The sequence below is a fragment of the Streptomyces sp. NBC_00859 genome, assembly GCF_045161865.1.
GTDB lineage: Bacteria > Actinomycetota > Actinomycetes > Streptomycetales > Streptomycetaceae > Streptomyces.
Genome location: NZ_CP108826.1, coordinates 5,262,145 through 5,280,922 on the forward strand (window position 1 = coordinate 5,262,145; position 18,778 = coordinate 5,280,922).

Annotated in this window: 15 protein-coding genes and 1 tRNA gene; 9 read left to right on the top strand and 7 right to left on the bottom strand. The window is 69.8% G+C overall.

Going from position 1 to position 18,778, the window contains the following annotated elements; genetic code table 11:
- Nucleotides 1–2 precede the first annotated feature (2 nt).
- From OG584_RS23080 to OG584_RS23105, 6 genes are all read left to right on the top strand, one after another.
- Nucleotides 3–1,523, top strand: coding sequence for a cellulose binding domain-containing protein (locus OG584_RS23080; protein WP_405780584.1), 1,521 nt, complete (start codon nucleotides 3–5; stop codon nucleotides 1,521–1,523).
- Nucleotides 1,524–2,114: 591 nt separating this feature from the next.
- Nucleotides 2,115–3,443, top strand: coding sequence for an ABC transporter substrate-binding protein (locus OG584_RS23085; protein WP_405780586.1), 1,329 nt, complete (start codon nucleotides 2,115–2,117; stop codon nucleotides 3,441–3,443).
- Nucleotides 3,444–3,594: 151 nt separating this feature from the next.
- Complete coding sequence (locus tag OG584_RS23090) at nucleotides 3,595–4,587, top strand: carbohydrate ABC transporter permease (RefSeq protein WP_405780588.1); 993 nt, start codon at nucleotides 3,595–3,597, stop codon at nucleotides 4,585–4,587.
- A 15-nt stretch (nucleotides 4,588–4,602) separates the two neighbouring features.
- Nucleotides 4,603–5,520 carry a carbohydrate ABC transporter permease gene (locus OG584_RS23095; protein ID WP_405780590.1) on the top strand — a complete coding sequence of 306 codons (918 nt, stop codon included), beginning with the start codon at nucleotides 4,603–4,605 and terminating at the stop codon, nucleotides 5,518–5,520.
- A 136-nt stretch (nucleotides 5,521–5,656) separates the two neighbouring features.
- On the top strand, nucleotides 5,657–7,114 hold the full coding sequence (locus OG584_RS23100) for a GH1 family beta-glucosidase (RefSeq protein ID WP_405780591.1): 1,458 nt from the start codon (nucleotides 5,657–5,659) through the stop codon (nucleotides 7,112–7,114).
- Between the two features lie 211 nt (nucleotides 7,115–7,325).
- Entirely contained in the window at nucleotides 7,326–8,375 is a 1,050-nt protein-coding gene (locus OG584_RS23105; RefSeq protein WP_405780592.1) for a LacI family DNA-binding transcriptional regulator, read from the top strand.
- On the opposite strand, the gene OG584_RS23110 is transcribed toward OG584_RS23105, so the two are convergent.
- The 4 genes from OG584_RS23110 to OG584_RS23125 form a co-directional block, all read right to left on the bottom strand.
- Nucleotides 8,365–9,063: a peptidoglycan-binding protein gene (locus tag OG584_RS23110; protein WP_405780594.1), complete on the bottom strand. Its 699-nt coding sequence runs from the start codon at nucleotides 9,061–9,063 to the stop codon at nucleotides 8,365–8,367. The genes OG584_RS23105 and OG584_RS23110 overlap by 11 nt on opposite strands.
- Nucleotides 9,064–9,303: 240 nt before the next feature.
- Nucleotides 9,304–9,376: transfer RNA gene (locus OG584_RS23115), tRNA-His, on the bottom strand.
- Between the two features lie 111 nt (nucleotides 9,377–9,487).
- Complete coding sequence (orn, locus tag OG584_RS23120) at nucleotides 9,488–10,090, bottom strand: oligoribonuclease (protein WP_405780596.1); 603 nt, start codon at nucleotides 10,088–10,090, stop codon at nucleotides 9,488–9,490.
- 167 nt (nucleotides 10,091–10,257) lie between these two features.
- Nucleotides 10,258–11,478 (bottom strand): helix-turn-helix domain-containing protein, encoded by a 1,221-nt coding sequence (locus OG584_RS23125; protein WP_405780598.1) that lies wholly within the window; start codon nucleotides 11,476–11,478, stop codon nucleotides 10,258–10,260.
- A gap of 838 nt (nucleotides 11,479–12,316) precedes the next feature.
- Here OG584_RS23125 and OG584_RS23130 point away from each other — a divergent pair.
- Complete coding sequence (locus tag OG584_RS23130; protein WP_405780599.1) at nucleotides 12,317–12,838, top strand: universal stress protein; 522 nt, start codon at nucleotides 12,317–12,319, stop codon at nucleotides 12,836–12,838.
- A gap of 97 nt (nucleotides 12,839–12,935) precedes the next feature.
- On the opposite strand, the gene glmS is transcribed toward OG584_RS23130, so the two are convergent.
- The 3 genes from glmS to OG584_RS23145 all read right to left on the bottom strand — a co-directional run bounded on the left by glmS (nucleotide 12,936) and on the right by OG584_RS23145 (nucleotide 16,053).
- Entirely contained in the window at nucleotides 12,936–14,753 is a 1,818-nt protein-coding gene (glmS, locus tag OG584_RS23135; RefSeq protein ID WP_405780601.1) for a glutamine--fructose-6-phosphate transaminase (isomerizing), read from the bottom strand.
- 15 nt (nucleotides 14,754–14,768) lie between these two features.
- Nucleotides 14,769–15,044: a hypothetical protein gene (locus OG584_RS23140; RefSeq protein WP_405780602.1), complete on the bottom strand. Its 276-nt coding sequence runs from the start codon at nucleotides 15,042–15,044 to the stop codon at nucleotides 14,769–14,771.
- A gap of 133 nt (nucleotides 15,045–15,177) precedes the next feature.
- Complete coding sequence (locus OG584_RS23145; RefSeq protein ID WP_405780604.1) at nucleotides 15,178–16,053, bottom strand: NAD(P)H-binding protein; 876 nt, start codon at nucleotides 16,051–16,053, stop codon at nucleotides 15,178–15,180.
- Nucleotides 16,054–16,176: 123 nt separating this feature from the next.
- Here OG584_RS23145 and OG584_RS23150 point away from each other — a divergent pair, with 123 nt between their 5' ends.
- Both OG584_RS23150 and OG584_RS23155 read left to right on the top strand, forming a co-directional pair.
- Complete coding sequence (locus tag OG584_RS23150) at nucleotides 16,177–16,917, top strand: TetR/AcrR family transcriptional regulator (protein ID WP_405780605.1); 741 nt, start codon at nucleotides 16,177–16,179, stop codon at nucleotides 16,915–16,917.
- A 154-nt stretch (nucleotides 16,918–17,071) separates the two neighbouring features.
- A complete protein-coding gene (locus OG584_RS23155) occupies nucleotides 17,072–18,703 on the top strand; it encodes a beta-N-acetylhexosaminidase (protein WP_405780606.1) in 1,632 nt (543 codons plus the stop codon).
- Nucleotides 18,704–18,778 lie beyond the last annotated feature (75 nt).

Sequence of the window (18,778 nt, forward strand, 5' to 3'; positions counted from 1 at the left end):
CGATGAGTACGACGACCCACCGGCGCAAGGTGAGCGGCAAGTCCAAGGCGATAGGTGCGGTCATGGCCGCGGCCGTCGCAGGGGGCGGGGCGTTCGCGCTGACCGGCACCGCGCACGCCGCCGATGTGGGCGCCGCCTACACCAAGACCAGTGACTGGCACGGGGGTTACACCGGCCAGTACGTCGTCAGCAACGACGCGGGCAAGGCACTCACGGACTGGAAGCTGGAGTTCGACCTGCCTGCGGGCACGAAACTCAGCTCGCTCTGGAACGCCGACTCCACGGTCGACGGACAGCACGTCACGGTGCAGCCGTCGAAGTGGGACAAGGCGGGGATCGCCGCGGGCAAGTCCCTCACCATCGGCTTCGTCACCTCGTCCGGTGCCACCGCCGGTGACCCCACGGGCTGCGTCATCGACGGAGCCAAGTGCTCGGTCGACACCGGTGGTACGCCCGCGCCGAGCGGCCGGCCCACCAAGCCGTCGCAGCCGTCGCAGCCGTCGGAGCCGTCGAAATCACAGCAGCCGTCCGCCGAGCCCACGGCGACCGCCGGGAACGCGTCCCCGAAGCCCGCCTCCACCGAGAGCACCGGATCCCCGGCGGGCACCGACGCCGGGAAGGGCACCTCGTCCGGTGCCGGCTTCGCCCCGTACGTCGACACATCGCTCTACCCCACGTACAACCTGCTCGACACCGCGACCAAGGCCGGTGTGAAGGAGTTCAACCTGGCCTTCGTCACCTCCGGCGGCAGCTGCGCCCCGCTCTGGGGCGGCGCGACGGGCCTCGGTGACGACAAGGTCGCCTCGCAGATCAGCGGGTTGCGGGCCAAGGGCGGCGACGTCCGGGTGTCCTTCGGCGGGGCGTCGGGTACCGAGCTGGGTGCGGCCTGCTCGTCCGCCGACGCGCTGGCCGCCGCATACGGCAAGGTCATCGACACCTACAAGCTCACCAAGGTGGACTTCGACATCGAGGGCGGTGCGCTGCCGGACACCGCGGCCAACACCCGCCGCGCCCAGGCCATCGCGCAGCTCCAGAAGTCCCACCCGGGGCTCGACGTCTCGTTCACGCTGCCGGTGATGCCCGAGGGGCTGACCCAGCCCGGCGTGGACCTCGTCGCCAACGCGAAGAAGAACGGCGTCGACATCTCCGCGGTCAACATCATGGCGATGGACTACGGGCCCTCGTACAGCGGTGACATGGGCGACTACGCGACGCAGGCGGCGACCGCCACGCAGGCCCAGATCAAGGGGGTCCTCGGACTCTCGGACTCCGCTGCCTGGAAGGCTGTCGCAGTCACGCCGATGATCGGCGTCAACGACGTCAACACCGAGAAGTTCACGGTCGACGACGCGAAGAAGCTCGCGGACTTCGCCAAGGCGAAGGGCCTGGGCCGGCTCTCGATGTGGTCGGGCGCGCGGGACAAGGAGTGCCCCGGCGGCGCGAAGAACTCGGCCGACCCGACGTGCTCGTCGGTCGTCCAGGACGATCTGGCGTTCACCAAGGCGTTCGCCGCGAACAGCTGACAACGCCCCCTCGACGACGCCCCGGCCGGCTCACCCCCCACCCGGCCGGGGCGTTCGCCGTGTCCGGGCGAGGCCGGCGCGCGGGCCACTGCCGGACCGCCTCCCCGGAACTGGCCTCTCTCCGAGAGGAGTTCGGAGAAATAACACGAAGCCCGCCCGGTGCGGCTTCCTCCTCCAAGCCCCGTTCACCTTGCGGTGTACGGCTGTGCTCCTGCTTCCCGTGCGGCCCGCTCCGGTCCCGCCGCCGGGATTTTCTGCGTTCATCACCCCTGTGAGCAGCGGAAATCACGGGAATTCGACAGTCGGGGCGGTGGGCTCCCAGGCTGTGGCAAGAGCTGTGCCGGACACGTTCTCGTGACGTGCGGGACACGCTCGGGCAACGGAAGCGTCTTCAACTCTTGACACCCACCCCTCCAAGGCAGCAACCTTCCGGCATCGGCGCATGGGAGCGCTCCCACATCGCACGGGATTTTCCCGTACGGACCGAACTGCCCGTGCCTCCCCCCTTGCACCTCCCGGCACCCGCACTCATCAGCGCGTACGCCGTGAAGTTAAGAACGCCAGTCCCACCCTGGAACAAGGAGTAGTGGAATGCGCATCACCCGCACCGTCGGCGGCCGCCGCCGCAGAGCCGCGGTCATCGCCACCACGGGCCTGACGGCCGCCGCCCTGTTGCTGGCCGGTTGCAGCGACTCGGACTCGTCGGGCTCCGGCAAGTCCGACGCCAACGGGCCGATCACGCTGACCGTCTCGGACTTCGGGCAGTTCGGTTACAAGGAGGCCGGGCTCTTCGCCCAGTACCACAAGCTGCACCCGAACATCACGGTCAAGGAGAACACCACCGCCGACGAGAAGGTCTACTACCCCAAGCTGCTCCAGCAGCTGAACTCCAACAGTGGACTCTCCGACGTGCAGGGTCTCGAGGTCGGCCGGATCAAGGAGCTCGTCGACACCAAGGCGAACAGCTTCGCCGACCTCAGCAAGGTGATCGACGTCGCCGACTGGGTGCCGTGGAAGGAGAAGCAGGCCACCACGTCGGGTGGACAGGTGATCGGCGCAGGCACCGACATCGGCCCGATGTCGCTCTGCTACAACACGGAACTCTTCAAGAAGGCCGGCCTGTCGACCGACCCCAAGGCGGTGGCCGCGAAGGTCGCCGGCGGCTGGAGCGACTACCTCGCGCTGGGAGCGGAGTACAAGAAGCACGCGCCCAAGGGCACCTTCTTCATGGACTCGGCGAGCGCCATGTTCAACGCCGTGGTGAGTTCCAACGCGCAGCAGTACTACGACTCCAGCGGCAAGCCGATCTACAAGACCAGTGACAGCGTCAAGCAGGGCTGGGACCTGGCGAACCAGGCCGCCACCACGGGGCTCTCCCAGGGTCTCAAGCAGTTCGACCCGCCCACCTGGCCGCCGGCGCTGCGCAAGAGCAAGGTCGCGACCGTCGTCTGCCCCGCATGGATGGCCGCTCAGATCCAGGTCAACGCGGGCCCGGCCAACAAGGGCCACTGGAACATCACCACGGCCCCCGGCTCGTCATCGGCCAACTGGGGCGGCTCGTTCCTGGCCGTCCCCAAGAGCGGCAAGCACGTGGACGAGGCCGGAGCGCTCGTCAAGTGGCTGACCGCGCCGGCGCAGCAGGCCGCCGTGTTCAAGGCGATCGGCGTCTTCCCCTCGAACAAGGGGGCCTACAGCCTCCCCGAGGTGAAGAACGCGAAGCTTCCGTACTTCAACAACGCCCCGATCGGGAAGATCTACGCCCAGGAGGCCAGCACCATCCCGGCTGCTGTGCTCGGCCCGAAGGACGCCGACATCAAGGACGCGTTCTCCGCGCAGATCGCCAACATGGAGGTGCGGCACACCAGTTCCGGCGCAGCCTGGAACGCCGCCATCCAGAAGATCGACAAGATCGTCGGCTGATCGCCGCCGGTGCCGGGGACGTCCTTCCGATCAGGCCGGACGCCCCGGGGCCGGTGCCGCACATGGACCAGCGCTCCGACACCGCCACGCCGGGCCGGACGGGTCCGCTCATCGCGCCGGGTCGGCGCACCCCAGGGAAGGACTCCCGCCTGTGGCAACCTCGACCCCCACCCGGGACACTCACGCCCCGCCTCCCCGCGCTCCCCAGCAGATGTCGGCCAGTCGGCAGAAGTGGCGGAGCCGGCTGTGGCGGTTCGACGACAAGGCATCGCCGTACGCGTACATCGCTCCGTTCTTCCTCGTCTTCGGGGCCTTCGGTCTCTACCCTCTGCTCTATACCGGCTGGATCGCCATGCACCGGGTGGAGATGACCGGTCTCGACCAGATGCAGTGGGTCGGCTGGGAGAACTTTTCCAAGATCCTCCATGACTCCGAGTTCTGGACGGCCGTCAGCAACACGTTCCTGATCGGCGTCATGTCGACGGTTCCGCAGCTGCTTGTGGCACTGGGTCTCGCGCATCTGCTGAACTACAAGCTGCGAGCCAGTACCTTCTGGCGCACGATCATCCTCACCCCGTACGCGACCTCGGTGGCGTCGGCGGCCCTGGTCTTCGCCCTGGTGTTCCGGATGGACGGCGGCCTGCTGAACTGGGTACTGCACTTCATCGGCCTGGGCCACACCAACTGGGTCAACGGACACTGGACTTCAAAGATCGCCATCTCGGTGATCGTGATCTGGCGCTGGACGGGCTACAACACGCTGATCTATCTCGCCGCCATGCAGGCCGTTCCCACCGATCTGTACGAGGCGGCGGCGCTCGACGGCGCCTCGCGATGGCAGCAGTTCCGCAAGGTGACCATCCCCTCGCTGCGGCCGACGATCCTCTTCACGATCGTCATCTCCACCATCGGCTCCATGCAGCTGTTCGGTGAGCCGCTGCTCCTTGAGGGCGGCGCCACCGGTGCCACAGGCGGCACCGAGAACCAGTACGAGACGCTCAGTGTCTACCTCTACAACTACGGGTGGAATCTGGGGCATCTCGGCCCGGCCGCCGCGGTTGCCTGGGCGATGCTGGTCCTGCTGTTGCTCATCGCCGCGATCAACTGGCTCATCGGCCGCTTTGTACGCAAGTCCGCGGTCTGACCGGGAGCGATATCCATGACTTTGACCAGCCCCACCAACGCCCCGGGCGTCCGTGTCCGGGAGGCCGCGCCCAGCGCGCCCCGCAAGCCGCGCCGGTTCAAGGAGCGCGCAGGTCAGCAGATGAAGGGCGGCCCGTTCGCCTACGTCGTTCTGATCGTCGTGGGCATCGGCTCGATCGTGCCGCTGTACTGGACCCTGGTGGCCGCGTCCCACACCCAGGACGAAGTACTCGCCACCACACCGCCGTTCCTGCCCGGCGGCCGGCTGATGCACAACCTCGACGCGGCCTGGAATCAGGCGCACCTCGGCAAGGCAATCGTCAACAGCATCATCGTCTCCAGCTGCATCACCGCGGCGACGCTCTTCTTCTGCACGCTGGCCGGCTACGCCTTCGCCAAGATGCGATTCAGGGGGCGCGGCGGACTGATGACCGCGGTGATCGCCACCCTGACGATTCCCCCGCAGCTCAGCGTCGTCCCCCTGTTCATGCTGATGTCCGACATCGGCTGGGGCGGGAATCTGGAGGCGGTGATCTTTCCGACCCTGGTGAGCGCCTTCGGTGTGTTCTTCATGCGTCAGTACCTGAGCGAGGCGCTGCCGTACGAACTCATCGAGGCCGCCAGGATCGACGGCGCGAACAACCTCCGCATCGTGCTGAGCGTGGTGATCCCGGTGGCGCGCCCCGCGATGATGGTGCTCGGGATGCTCACCTTCGTGCAGGCCTGGAACGACTTCTTCTGGCCCTATCTCGCGCTGAACCAGCAGAATCCGACGCTGCAGGTGGCCCTCGGCCAGCTGAGCGCCTCCTATACGCCGGACCAGAGCATCATCATGGCCGGTGCGCTGATCAGCACGCTCCCACTCCTCGTGGTGTTCGTGATCTTCGGAAAGCGGATCGTCGGAGGCATCATGTCCGGCGCCGTCAAGGGCTGACGCCCGCGTCTCCGCCCTCCCCGGTACGTCCCGTACGGCCTGTGCCTGACCTCGGGCCGTACGGGACACCGGAGAAGGCGTCCCGTTCCGCTCTACCCCAACTGCCCCTCACCGCCCACCCTGGGAGCGCTCCCGCATGACCGCCGTACGACCCGACATCGCCCCCGTCGAACAGGCCCCCGCGACAGCCGACTTCCCCGTGGGCTTCGTCTGGGGCGCGGCCACCGCCGCCTATCAGGTGGAGGGCGCCGCAGCCGAGGACGGCCGCACCCCGTCCATCTGGGACACGTTCAGCCACACCCCCGGCAAGGTCCACAACGGTGACACCGGCGACATCGCCGCCGACCACTACCACCGCTACCGCGACGATGTGGCACTGATGAAGGAGCTGGGCCTCAAGGCGTACCGCTTCTCCGTCTCCTGGTCCCGGGTGCAGCCCACCGGGCGGGGGCCCGCCGTGGAGCGGGGTCTGGACTTCTACCGCAGGCTCACGGACGAACTGCTCGAAGCCGGCATCACGCCGGTCGCCACGCTCTACCACTGGGACCTGCCACAGGAGTTGGAGGACGCGGGCGGCTGGCCCCACCGGGCGACCGCCGACCGCTTCGCCGACTACGCGGCGATCATGGCCGGTGCCCTCGGGGACCGCGTGGGCATGTGGACCACGTTCAACGAGCCGTGGTGCTCCGCCTTCCTCGGCTACGGATCGGGAGTGCACGCTCCGGGCCGCACCGAACCGGCCGCGACACTGCGCGCGGCCCACCATCTCAACCTCGCCCATGGCCGGGCGGCCGGGATCCTGCGCGGTCAACTCCCCGCTGCCGCGCAGATCTCGGTCACCCTCAACCTCCACCAGGTCCGCCCGCTGACCGACAGCGCGGCCGACGCGGACGCAGCGCGCCGGATCGACGCGGTCGGCAACCGGATCTTCACCGGCCCGATTCTCGACGGCGCCTACCCCGAGGACCTGATCGCCGACACCTCGCATCTGGTGGACTGGCCGGAGCTGGTCCGGGACGGCGATCTGGCCGCCATCTCGGCCCCCATCGACGTGCTGGGCGTCAATTACTACACGCCGACGCTGGTTTCGACGCCGTCCGGGGGTACGGGGGACAGCCAGGACGACGGCCACGGCAGAAGCGACCACTCGCCCTGGACCGGTTCCGAACACGTCGCGTTCCACCTCGCGGAGGGCAGGAAGCGCACCGCGATGAACTGGGCGATCGACCCCGACGGCCTGCACAGCCTGCTCATGGACGTCACCCGGGACCACCCCGGCCTGCCGCTGATGGTCACCGAGAACGGTGCCGCCTTCGACGACTACGTCTCGCCCGAGGGCCTGGTGGCCGACCCCGAGCGGATCGAGTATCTGCACGGCCATCTCGACGCCGTACGGCGGGCGGTGGCCGACGGCGCCGATGTGCGCGGATACTTCCTCTGGTCCCTGATGGACAACTTCGAGTGGGGGTACGGGTACTCCAAGCGCTTCGGCGCTGTCTACGTGGACTACGGCTCGCAGCGCCGGATCCCGAAGTCGAGCGCCCACTGGTACGCCGACGTCATCCGCCGCCACGCTCTGCCTCCGGCTGTCTGAACACTCCCGAACCCGTGGAGCGAGGAGGCCCGGCCCTGTGCCGGGCCTCCGGCGTTTCCCGGCGGCCGTCGCGGCCCGTACATTGGGAGCGCTCCCATTTCTCGTGTGCGGCACCGGTACGGGCGGTGCCTGGAAGTTTCGGGGGAGCCGGTAACCGGACTTGGTCCGGTTATCCGACTTGTGAGAAATTGACCGCGAACGGGAGGCAGCCATGGCGGCAGCGCGAGTACGGAGCGGCGGGCGGCCCACGCTCGAAGAGGTCGCGGCGCGGGCCGGCGTCGGACGCGGCACGGTCTCACGGGTCATCAACGGATCACCCCGGGTCAGCGACCGGACCCGTGAGGCCGTCGAAGCCGCGGTCGCCGAGCTGGGATACGTGCCCAACCGGGCGGCCCGCGCACTCGCGGGGAACCGTACGGACGCGATCGCCCTCGTCGTGCCCGAGCCGGAGACGCGCTTCTTCGCCGAGCCGTACTTCTCGGACATCGTCCGGGGGGTCGGCGCCGCGCTCGCCGACACCGAGATGCAGCTGCTGCTCACCCTCGTCGGCAGCGACCGGGAGCGCGACAGGCTCGCCCAGTACCTGGCAGCGCACCGGGTGGACGGGGTCCTGCTCGTCTCCGTGCACGCCGATGACCCGCTGCCGGAGCTTTTGCAGCAGCTCGCCATCCCGGCAGTGGTGAGCGGCCGGCGCTCCGACCGGGAGACGCTCCCCTCGGTCGACTCGGACAACTACCAGGGGGCGCGCAGCGCTGTCGGGCACCTGGTCGCGCGGGGCCGGCGGCGGATCGCGACGATCACCGGGCCGCTCGACATATACGCCGCGCAGTGCCGCCTGGACGGTTACCGCAAGGCCGTCGCCGCCGCGGGCGCCGACGGCGACGAGGGACTCGTCGCCCCGGCCGACTTCTCCGAGGAGAGCGGCCGCCGTGCGATGGAGCTGCTGCTCGACCGCCGCCCCGACCTGGACGCGGTGTTCGCCGCGTCCGACGTGATGGCGGTCGGCGCCCGTCAGGTGCTGCGCGAGCACGGTCTGCGGGTGCCCGACGACGTGGCCCTGGTCGGCTTCGACGACTCGGTGATCGCCCGCCATATGGACCCGCCGCTGACGAGCGTGCGCCAGCCGATCGAGGAGATGGGCCGCGCCATGGCCCGTCTGCTGCTCTCGGAGATCGCGGCGCGCCGCTCGCCGGGGGCGCCCGCCGTCGAGCGGACCCAGCTGGTACTCCCGACGGATCTGGTGCCGAGGCTCAGCTCGTAGCCCCGGGGGGCCGCGGGGCGGGCCGGGAGCCGGGCGCTCCGAGAGCCTCCCGGGAGGCCTGCCCGGGGATACCGCCGTCCACCGCGGCCCCGGAGGGTGCTCCCTCGAACTCCGGCCAGCTGCCGGGGTCCTGATGGTCGTTCTCGGGCACCTGCGAGTGCCCGTACCAGCCGGCGCAGTGCTCCCAGGTGCTCTCGTCGCGGTGCGAGGTGAAGTCGGCCGGCCTGCCCATCGGCCAGCTGTCCGGCACCCCCAGGTCCCTGACCCAGCGGTTGAGGGCGCCCCAGCCCTTGCACGGGGTGTCCGTGAGCTTCGCGTAGACCTTGCCGTCCACCCGGCAGTACGGGAAGAACAGTGCCTCGATCTGGATCACGACCGCACCCGCACGGTTCGTGCGGGTGCCGCCCGGCCGGTCCACGAGGCTCTTGGAGCGCGAGTCGGCGGGCGTGAACTGGGTGAACCGCCCGGTGAACGGGTCCCACAGCAGGTGCGGGGCAGCGGCCTTGCCGGCGGCGGTGCGCCCGAAGTGCCCGACGAGCTGCTCGTACGGCACCAGGTCCGCGGGTTCGGCGGCGGTGGCGTTCTTGTCCCAGGTGATGTGGGCGACGGCTTTGGCCGGGCCGCCCGCGGTGGCGGCGTGGTCGCCGATGTCGAGGCGCTGCGCGCCGGGCATCCAGAGGTCGGACATGATCTCTCCAGGGCAGGCAGTGAGCCCCTGGCCCGGATGGCACAGGGCAGTGTCCTGCTTCCGCCAGGTCCAACCGGTCGGCCCGCGCGGACGACACGGCCGCACAGGAGGCGCACGGGGTGGGACCGGAGCACGCCAGGAGTGGCCGGCAGCGCACGGCGGCGCGCATACGGTGGCAGGCGTACGACGGAGGCCCGGTCCGCGTGAGCGGACCGGGCCTCCGTCAGAAGATCCTGCAAGGGTGAGTAACGGGACTCGAACCCGCGACATCCTGGACCACAACCAGGTGCTCTACCGTCTGAGCTATACCCACCATGACCGTTGTCGTTTCCGACCGGCCGAGAAAAAGTGTACAGGGTCCGGGAGGGTGCTCGCGCCCGCCTTTCCGCGGGTCTCCCACGGGCCGGCGCATCGCCCCGGCGGTCTATTCCGCGGGAAGGACGTACTTGGCGGCGATCTTCTTCGCGGTGTCCGAGTCAGGTCCCGGCTGCGGTACGAAGACGGCCTCCCGGTAGTAGCGCAGCTCCGCGATCGACTCACGGATGTCCGCGAGTGCCCGGTGGTTGCCGTTCTTGTCCGGGCTGTTGAAGTACGCCCGCGGGTACCAGCGGCGGGACAGCTCCTTGATCGACGAGACATCCACGATCCGGTAGTGGAGGTAGCCCTCCAGCTCCTTCATGTCGCGCAGCAGGAAGCCCCGGTCGGTGCCGACCGAGTTCCCGCAGAGCGGTGCCTTGCCCGGCTCCTTCACGTGCTCGCGTACGTACGCCAGCACCTGCGCCTCGGCCTCGGCCAGCGTGGTGCCGCCCGCCAGTTCTTCGAGCAGGCCGGATGAGGTGTGCATCTTCCGCACCACGTCGGGCATGGTCTCCAGCGCCTCGGCGGGCGGGCGGATCACGATGTCCACCCCTTCGCCGAGCACGTTCAGCTCCGAGTCGGTGACCAGCGCGGCCACCTCAATGAGTGCGTCGTCCGTCAACGAGAGCCCGGTCATCTCGCAGTCGATCCACACCATGCGATCGTTCATGCGCCCCACCTTAGACCGCCCGGTGAACGGCGGTCGGTCCAAGGGGTCCTTGCGCTATGAGCGCGCGACCCCGGGCGGGCGCAGCGCAACGACCCCTGGGGCCACCTGGCAGTGGACCGCCCGGCACACGGGGGACCGGCCCGCGAGGGCCGGCCTCCGTGCACCGCTTACGTCGCGCTCCGCTGTCCCGGCACCGTCGGGCGGCCCGGGGCGTAGGTGTCCGACCCCGGCTTTCCGGGCTCGGACAGCGCCGGAGCGCCCTGCGGCTGCGCCGGGGACGTCGCGGTCTGGGCGCCGGGTGGCGTGGTGCGGCGGGTCTGCGGGACGCCGTCCGCCACCGGTGCCACCGGGGCCGGCTCGGAGCTCTGCGGCCTCCGGGCCCGGTACGCGGCCCGGTACGCGGCAGGTGAGGAGCCCAGCTGGCGCCGGAAGTGGCCGCGCAGCGCGACCGGCGACCGGAAACCGCAGCGGCCGGCGACCTCGTCGACCGAGTAGTCGGAGGTCTCCAGCAGGCGCTGGGCCTGGAGCACCCGCTGCGTGATCAGCCACTGGAGCGGCGCACTGCCGGTCAGCGAGCGGAACCGGCGGTCGAACGTCCGGCGGCTCATGTACGCACGGGCCGCCAGTGTCTCCACGTCGAACTGCTCGTGGAGATGCTCCAGCGCCCAGGCGACGACCTCCGCGAGGGGGTCGGAGCCGATTTCCTCCGGTAAAGACCTGTCGAGGTAGCGCTCCTGGCCGCCGCTCCTGCGCGGGGGGACCACCAGCCGCCGGGCCAGCGCCCCCGCGGCGTCCGCACCATGGTCCGTCCGCACGATGTGCAGACACAGGTCGATCCCGGCCGCGGTGCCGGCCGATGTCAGGACGTCGCCGTCATCGACGAAGAGCTCACGCGGGTCCACATGGACCGACGGATAGCGCTTCGCGAGCGTCGGCGCGTACATCCAGTGCGTGGTCGCGGGCCTGCCGTCCAGCAGTCCGGCCGCGGCCAGTACGAAGGCGCCGGTGCACAGGCCTACGATGCGCGCACCCTCCTCGTGGGCGCGGCGCAGCGCGTCCAGCGCGTCGGGCGGTGGCGGCGACGTGATCGACCGCCATGCGGGGACGACGACGGTGCCGGCTCTGCTGATGGCGTCCAGGCCGTACGGCGCGGTGAGTTCCAGTCCGCCCGTGGTGCGCAGCGGGCCTTCCTCGCCCGCGCTGACCAGCAGCCGGTAGCGGGGAACCCCGGCGTCCTGCCGGTCGATACCGAAGACCGACAGCGGAATGGAGCTCTCGAATATGGGGCCACCGCTGAAGAGCAGTACCGAGACGATCTCTTTACGGCGGCGCCCGGAGAGCTTTCTTGCGGTCTCCGTCACGGCGGTGGAGTCCTGGCCCTGACTCATGGTGCTAAGCCCCCCTCGGTGCTCACGGCTCCCTGATCCTGTCGGGACTGTCGCTCCTGCAAACTGCTTTTAATCGTCACAGCCCCTCGGTCCAGCACGAGATCCCCCGCCTCTTCCTCATGATCGAATCTACTGTGTCCCGTGGTGCCGGGGTGACAAGTTCGGATGACGGCGTTATGTCGACATGGCAACTTGGCGCGAAGCATTCGATCAGGAAGCGTTTCACCCAGGAAGCCCCCAGGGAAGTGGGCGTCCCGCGCATGGCCCGTCCCCGTAGGGTGCGAGAGCCGCCCGTGGTCCTTTCATCCCTGGTGGGACGGGGGTTGACGTATCGTTCCGCCAAGGTCGGGGTGGGTCGCATAAGTTGGCTGAAAACAATCGGGTGTGCGGGTGAGATTCAGTCAGTGGGCCGGCGCACGCGTCTGAGGGTCCCACCGGATCCTGTGTGCTCCCGGCACGCCGGGCCCTGCGGCGGGTGAATTGTGTCCGCGCAGCTGCCGTACGGCTTCTGCCCGGCCGGCGGGGGTCCGGCCCCGGCGCGCGCCGCGCCGCCGACTCACTCGGGGTGGAAGGGCGGGATGCGCCCGGCGGTCGGTTTCCGGCGCCGGCGGCCTCGCCGGGAAGCTGTAGATACCACCTGGCATTGCCATTTACCGGCCTGCTCGGGCATGCTCCCTGGAACGCCCGACTGGATCGGCGGGCAGTGGGCAGGAGAGGAGTGTCGCCGTACTCTTGAGGGTATGGGCTTGGGAAGATGATTCCCGGACACAGGTCCGCAGGACACGCTCCACCGCCAACTGCCGTTCCCTCCCAAGAGGATCTTTTCGCCGAGATACCGATGGCCGGTTACGAATTCTCCGAACCCGCGGACCGCAGGCAGATCGCCGATCCATCGGCCGAACTCCATGCGGCGGAACAACCACGTCACGCGTGTGATCCCGCTTTCAGGCACGGGGTCGTCGTCGGCTTCGACGGCTCGACCTCCAGTGAGCGGGCGCTCGCCTATGCCATCGGCATGGCTGTACGTCTCGGCTCCGGCCTGATCATCGTCCACGTCGCCAACCGGCTGCCGACCACGGTCTGGGCGGGCTGCGAGCCCCCGGTCTTCGTGGACGTGCCGGACCACAGGACCGAAGTGCTCGGCCTGGAGCTGGCGTGTGCGGACTATCTCGCCGAAGTGCCCTGGATCCTCGTGGAGCGCGGCGGTGACATCTGCCACGAGCTGGAGGAGGTCGGCCGCGAGTACGCAGCGGACGCGATCGTCGTGGGCTCCACGCACGGCATCGTCGGCCGGATCTTCGGCTCGGTGGCCGGACGGCTCGCGCGGCGCGCCCAGCGCCCGGTCATCGTCATCCCGTAACTCCGTCCGCCACTCCGTACGGCCCGCCGCTCAACCCCGGCTGTCCCCGGGGCTGTTGCCTCCGGGGACAGCCGGGGTGCGGCCGGTGGCCGGACGACTACTCGACCGTGACCGACTTCGCCAGGTTGCGCGGCTTGTCGATGTCCCGGCCGAGGGCCAATGCCGTGTGGTAAGCGAGCAGTTGCAGGGGGATCCCCATCAGGATCGGGTCCAGCTCATCCTCGTTCTTGGGCACCACGATGGTGTGGTCGGCCTTCGGCTGCTCCTGGTGCGCGACGGCCAGGATGCGCCCGTCGCGCGCCTTGATCTCCTCCAGCGCCGCCCGGTTCTTCTCCAGCAGGTCGTCGTCGGGCACGATCGCGACCGTCGGCATGGCGGGCTCGATCAGCGCCAGCGGCCCGTGCTTCAGCTCCGACGCGGGGTACGCCTCGGCGTGGATGTACGAGACCTCCTTGAGCTTCAGCGAGGCCTCCCGGGCCACCGGATAGCCGCGTACCCGTCCGATGAACATCATCGACCTGGCGTCCGCGTACTCGCCGGCCAGCTTCTCGATCTCGTCCTCGCGGTCCAGGATCTCGGCGATCTGGGCGGGGAGCTTCCGCAGCCCGGCGATGATCCGCTTGCCGTCGGCCACCGACAGGTCGCGGATGCGGCCCAGGTGGAGGGCGAGCAGCGCGAAGGACACCACGGTGTTGGTGAAGCACTTGGTCGAGACGACGCAGACCTCGGGGCCCGCGTGCACGTACACGCCCCCGTCGGTCTCGCGCGCGATGGCCGAGCCGACGACGTTCACCACGCCCAGCACCCGCGCGCCCTTGCGCTTGAGCTCCTGCACCGCTGCCAGCACGTCGTACGTCTCGCCGGACTGGGACACCGCGACGTACAGGGTGTCCGGGTCCACCACCGGGTTGCGGTAGCGGAACTCGGACGCGGGCTCCGCGTCCGCGGGGATACGGGCCAGCTCCTCGATCAGCTGGGCGCCGATCTGGCCCGCGTGGTACGAGGTGCCGCAGCCGAGGATCTTCACCCGGCGCACGCCCCTGGCGTCCCGGGCGTCCAGGTTCAGGCCGCCCAGGTGCACCGTGGAGAAGCGGTCGTCGATCCGGCCGCGCAGCACCCGGTCCACCGCCTCGGCCTGCTCGGAGATCTCCTTGTGCATGTACGTGTCGTGGCCGCCCATGTCGTACGACTCGGCCTCCCACTCCACGGTGGTCGGCGTCGCGGACGTGGTGGAGCCCTCGGTCGTGTACGTGCGGAAGTCGTCGGCCTTGAGGGTGGCCATCTCGCCGTCGTCCAGCGTGACGACCTGCCGGGTGTGCGAGACGAGGGCCGCGACGTCGGAGGCGACGAACATCTCCTTCTCGCCGATGCCGAGCACCACGGGCGAACCGTTGCGGGCGACGACGATGCGGTCCGGGAAGTCCGCGTGCATCACGGCGATGCCGTACGTGCCCTCGATCAGCCGCAGGGCCTCGCGGACCCTCTCCTCCAGCGTCGGGGCCTGCGAGCGGGCGATGAGGTGGGTGAGGACCTCGGTGTCGGTCTCGGAGAGGAACTCCACACCGTCCGCGTTGAGCCGGGCGCGCAGATCGGACGCGTTGTCGATGATGCCGTTGTGGACCACGGCGACCTTGTTCTCCGCGTCCAGGTGCGGGTGGGCGTTCAGGTCGCTGGGGGCGCCGTGGGTGGCCCAGCGGGTGTGCGCGATGCCGGTGGTGCCCGCGAAGCGCTTGGGGACCCTGGCCTCCAGCTCGCGGACACGGCCCTTCGCCTTGACCATCTTCAGCGCGGCGGACTTGGGCGAGGAGATGACGATGCCCGAGGAGTCGTACCCCCGGTACTCCAGTCGCTGCAGTCCCTCCAGCAGCAGTGGTGCCACATCACGCTTGCCGATGTACCCGACGATTCCGCACATATCGCTCCTTGGTTCCTATCCGTAGATCATGCGGCGCAGCTGCCGCAGGGAAAGCTCGGGCGGTGCCACTGCACGATGAGGCAGCTCGTCCGAGATCTGCTGGAAGATGTCCGGGTTCGTCTGTCCGCGGGCCTGCAGTTCGCGGTGGCGGCGGCGGACGAACTCCTCCGTCGTCTCGTCGAAATAGGCCAGCACATCGAGGACCACCCGGGCGGCTTCGCCGCGCTGGAGGGCGGAGCTGCGCACCAGGTGGTCGATGAGGTCGTCGTACGACGGACGGGACGCGGGCACTCGTTGATATTGGGGTTCCGTGAGGCCTTACGCAAGATTTCTGCCCGTTATCGGGCAAGCTTGCGCCTTCCGGGTCCGCATCCGGGCTCATGCAGGAGGTTCATACCGGGGGCTCTGCTGTCCGGGAGAACGTTCACTGCCCGACGGGACCGGAGAGCTGCTCGCGCAGGACCGTCCTCAGGGTGGTGGGCTCGCGGCCGAGCAGGGTGGCCAGTGCGGGGTCCACGGCCGCGAATTCGCCGGCCCTGCTCGCGGTGAACATGCCCAGCAGCTGGTCGGCCGTCGCGGCCGGGACGCCGCCGCCCGTCAGCTGCTCCCGGAACAGGTCGTCCGGCGCGGTGGTCCTCGTGACGGTCCGCCCTGTGACATCGGCGGCGATGCCGGCGATGTCGGCGAAGGTCAGTGCCTGGGCCGCGGTGAGCGGCGGTGTGGGTCCGTCGAAGCGGCCCTCGTCCGCCAGGACGGCGGCTGCCGCGTCGGCGAGATCCGCGTGCGCGGTCCAGCTGACCGGTCCGTCCGCGGGGAGGGCGACATCGCCCGACTCCAGGCCGTGGCCGAGGAACTGCAGCGCGCTGGTGGCGTAGAAGCCGTTGCGCAGCGAAGTGAACGGCACGCCGGAGACGCGCAGCGCTTCCTCGGTCGCGATGTGGTCGCGGCAGGCCTGGAAGCGCGAGGAGGCGCCGGCGCCCATATGGCTGGTGTAGAGAATGCGGCGTGCGCCGGCCGCGACTGCCCCGTCGATCGCGGCCCGGTGCTGCGATACGGCCTCGTCGCCCATCTTGTCGACGGAGACGATCAGTACCTGGGACGCGCCTTCGAAGGCGTCGGCGAGGCTGCCGGCCTCGGTGAAGCTGCCGCGTCGCACGCGTACGCCCCGGTCTGCGAGGGCCTGCGCCTTCCGCGGGTCGCGGACGCTGACGCCCACCCGGTCCGCCGGAACGCCGCGGGCCAGCAGCCTCTCGGTGATCCGGTGTCCGAGATGTCCGGTGGCTCCGGTCACGATGATCATGTTGCCCTCCAGGGCTGCGGGTCCAGTGCCGGTGTGCTGTTCCGTGCTGATGTTTCCAGCGCTACCTAAATGACCGTAACACTGAAACTATCGACGGAACCACCCGTCCTGTATCGTCGATATATGCCACCACGTCCACGCGCCCAGAACGGTGCCGCCCGGTCCGACGCCGCGCCCGCAGGGCGCGGGCAGCCCCGGCAGCGGGTCATCGAGGCCGCAGCCGATCTGCTGGCCAGGGAGGGCCGTGACGCGGTCACCACCCGCGCCGTCGCGATCGCGGCAGGCCTGCAACCACCGGCCATCTACCGGCTGTTCGGCGACAAGAGCGGGCTGCTCGACGCGGTGGCCGAGCACGGCTTCGCCACGTTCCTCGCGGCCAAGCACGTCGACCCCGACCCGCAGGACCCCATCGAGGACCTGCGGGCGGGCTGGGACCTCGCGGTCGAGTTCGGGCTCTCCCATCCCGCGCTGTACACGCTGATGTACAGCGAGCCCACCAGAGCCGCTTCACCCGCCTTCGAGGCCGGTATGGAGATCCTGATGGGCCGTATCCGGCGGCTCGCCGCGGGCGGCTGGCTCCGGGTCGACGAGGAGATCGCGGCAGCGGTCATCCACGCCACGGCGCGCGGCGCGGTACTCACCTGGCTGTCCCTGCCGGAGGAGCGCCGCGATCCGGCCCTGCTGACCGCACTGCGGGAATCCATGGTCGCCGCGGTAACCGGCCAGGAGCCGGCCGTGCGGGACGCGGGCCCGGCCGGCGCCGCCCGCACCCTGCGCGCCGTACTGCCCGAACAGACGGCTCTCAGCGGCGCGGAGCAGCAGCTGCTGAGGGAGTGGCTGGACCGGCTCGCATCCGGCGGCTGAGGTGCCGCGTGCGGTACGCCGCCGCACCGGCGGCGGCCCCCTGACGGGCAGGGGTGGTCTATACCCTTGACCCTCCAAGTGGCGTGCGATACCCATGGGACACGTTCGGTTGCCCAGCACCACAGTTGCGAGACCCTCCGGAGGGAATCCGCTTGTGAGACTGCACAGAACACTCGAACCCAGGTCCCTGCCCCGGCTTCTCGGCACGTTCATCCTCGTCGCGGCCGCCGGATTCGCCGGTACGGGAGCGGCCCCTGCCGCCGTTCCCGCGGCGTCGGCCGCACCGGCGGTCCGCCCGCTCGGCGCGGTCATCCCGGCCCCCTCATCGGTACGCGCGGGCGGCACCCCGTACACGATCACCAGCAGGACGCACATCCGGGCGGACTCCCGCTCCGCACGTCAGGCCGGCGCGTATCTGGCGGGGCTGCTCCGGCCCTCCACCGGATACCCACTTCCGGTCACCGGCGGACGTCACGGCGGCCGGGGCGACATCACGCTGACCCTCGGTTCCCATGAACACGGCCTCGGCGACGAGGGATACCGGCTGGTCAGCTCCGCACACGGCGTCACCATCACGGCAGCGAAGGCCGCCGGGCTCTTCCACGGCATCCAGACCCTGCGCCAGCAACTGCCGGCGGCCGTCGAGGCGAAGGGGCGGCAGCCCGGCCCCTGGAAGGTCGCGGGCGGCACCGTCACCGACGTACCCCGGTACGCCTACCGGGGCGCCATGTTGGACGTCTCGCGCCACTTCTTCACCGTCCAGCAGGTCGAGCGGTACATCGACGAGCTGGCGCTCTACAAGATCAACAAACTGCATCTGCATCTGAGCGACGACCAGGGCTGGCGCATCGCCATCTCCTCCTGGCCGAAGCTGGCCACGTACGGCGGCTCGACCGAGGTCGGCGGCGGCAGGGGCGGCTACTACACCAAGGCGGACTACCGGGAGATCGTGCGCTACGCGGCGTCGCGCCACCTGGATGTCATTCCGGAGATCGATCTGCCCTCGCACACCAACGCGGCCCTGGCCTCCTACCCGGAGCTGAACTGCGACGGCGTCGCGCCCCCGCTCTACACCGGCACCGAGGTCGGATTCAGTTCGCTGTGCGTGCCCAAACCGGTGACGTACGACTTCGTGGACGACGTGGTGCGTGAACTGGCCGCGCTCACCCCGGGGCAGTATCTGCACATCGGCGGCGACGAGGCGCACTCGACGAGCCAGGCCGACTACAACGCCTTCATGGACAAGGCGAAGGCCATCGTCGGCAAGCACGGCAAGAAGGTCGAGGGCTGGCACCAGATCACCGCGGCCGCACCGGTGAAGGGGGAGGTCGCGCAGTACTGGGGGTACGACGGCACCGGCGCCGCCGAACGGGCGCAGGTCGTGGCCGCGGCCGAGAAGGGCACCAAGCTGGTGATCTCGCCGGCCGACCGCGCCTACCTCGACATGAAGTACACGGCGGACACCGAGCTGGGCCTGGACTGGGCCGGTCTGGTCGAGGTGCAGCGCTCGTACGACTGGAACCCGGCGACCTATCTGCCGGGCGCGCCCGCCGGTTCGGTCCTCGGGGTCGAGGCGCCGCTCTGGTCGGAGACGCTCACCACGAGCAAGGACATCGACTACATGGCGTTCCCGAGGCTGCCGGGCATCGCCGAACTGGGCTGGTCGCCCGAGTCGACCCACGACTGGGGCGCCTACCGGACCCGGCTCGCGGCGCAGGCACCCCGGTGGGACGCGCTCGGCATCGACTACTACCGGTCGCCCCAAGTGGAGTGGCCCGCGCAGTAGTTCCCGGCCGCCACGCGAACACGCCGCCACGCGTGCGCGACAGCGTGACAGGGGAATGCCCCGGCACCAGGAGAG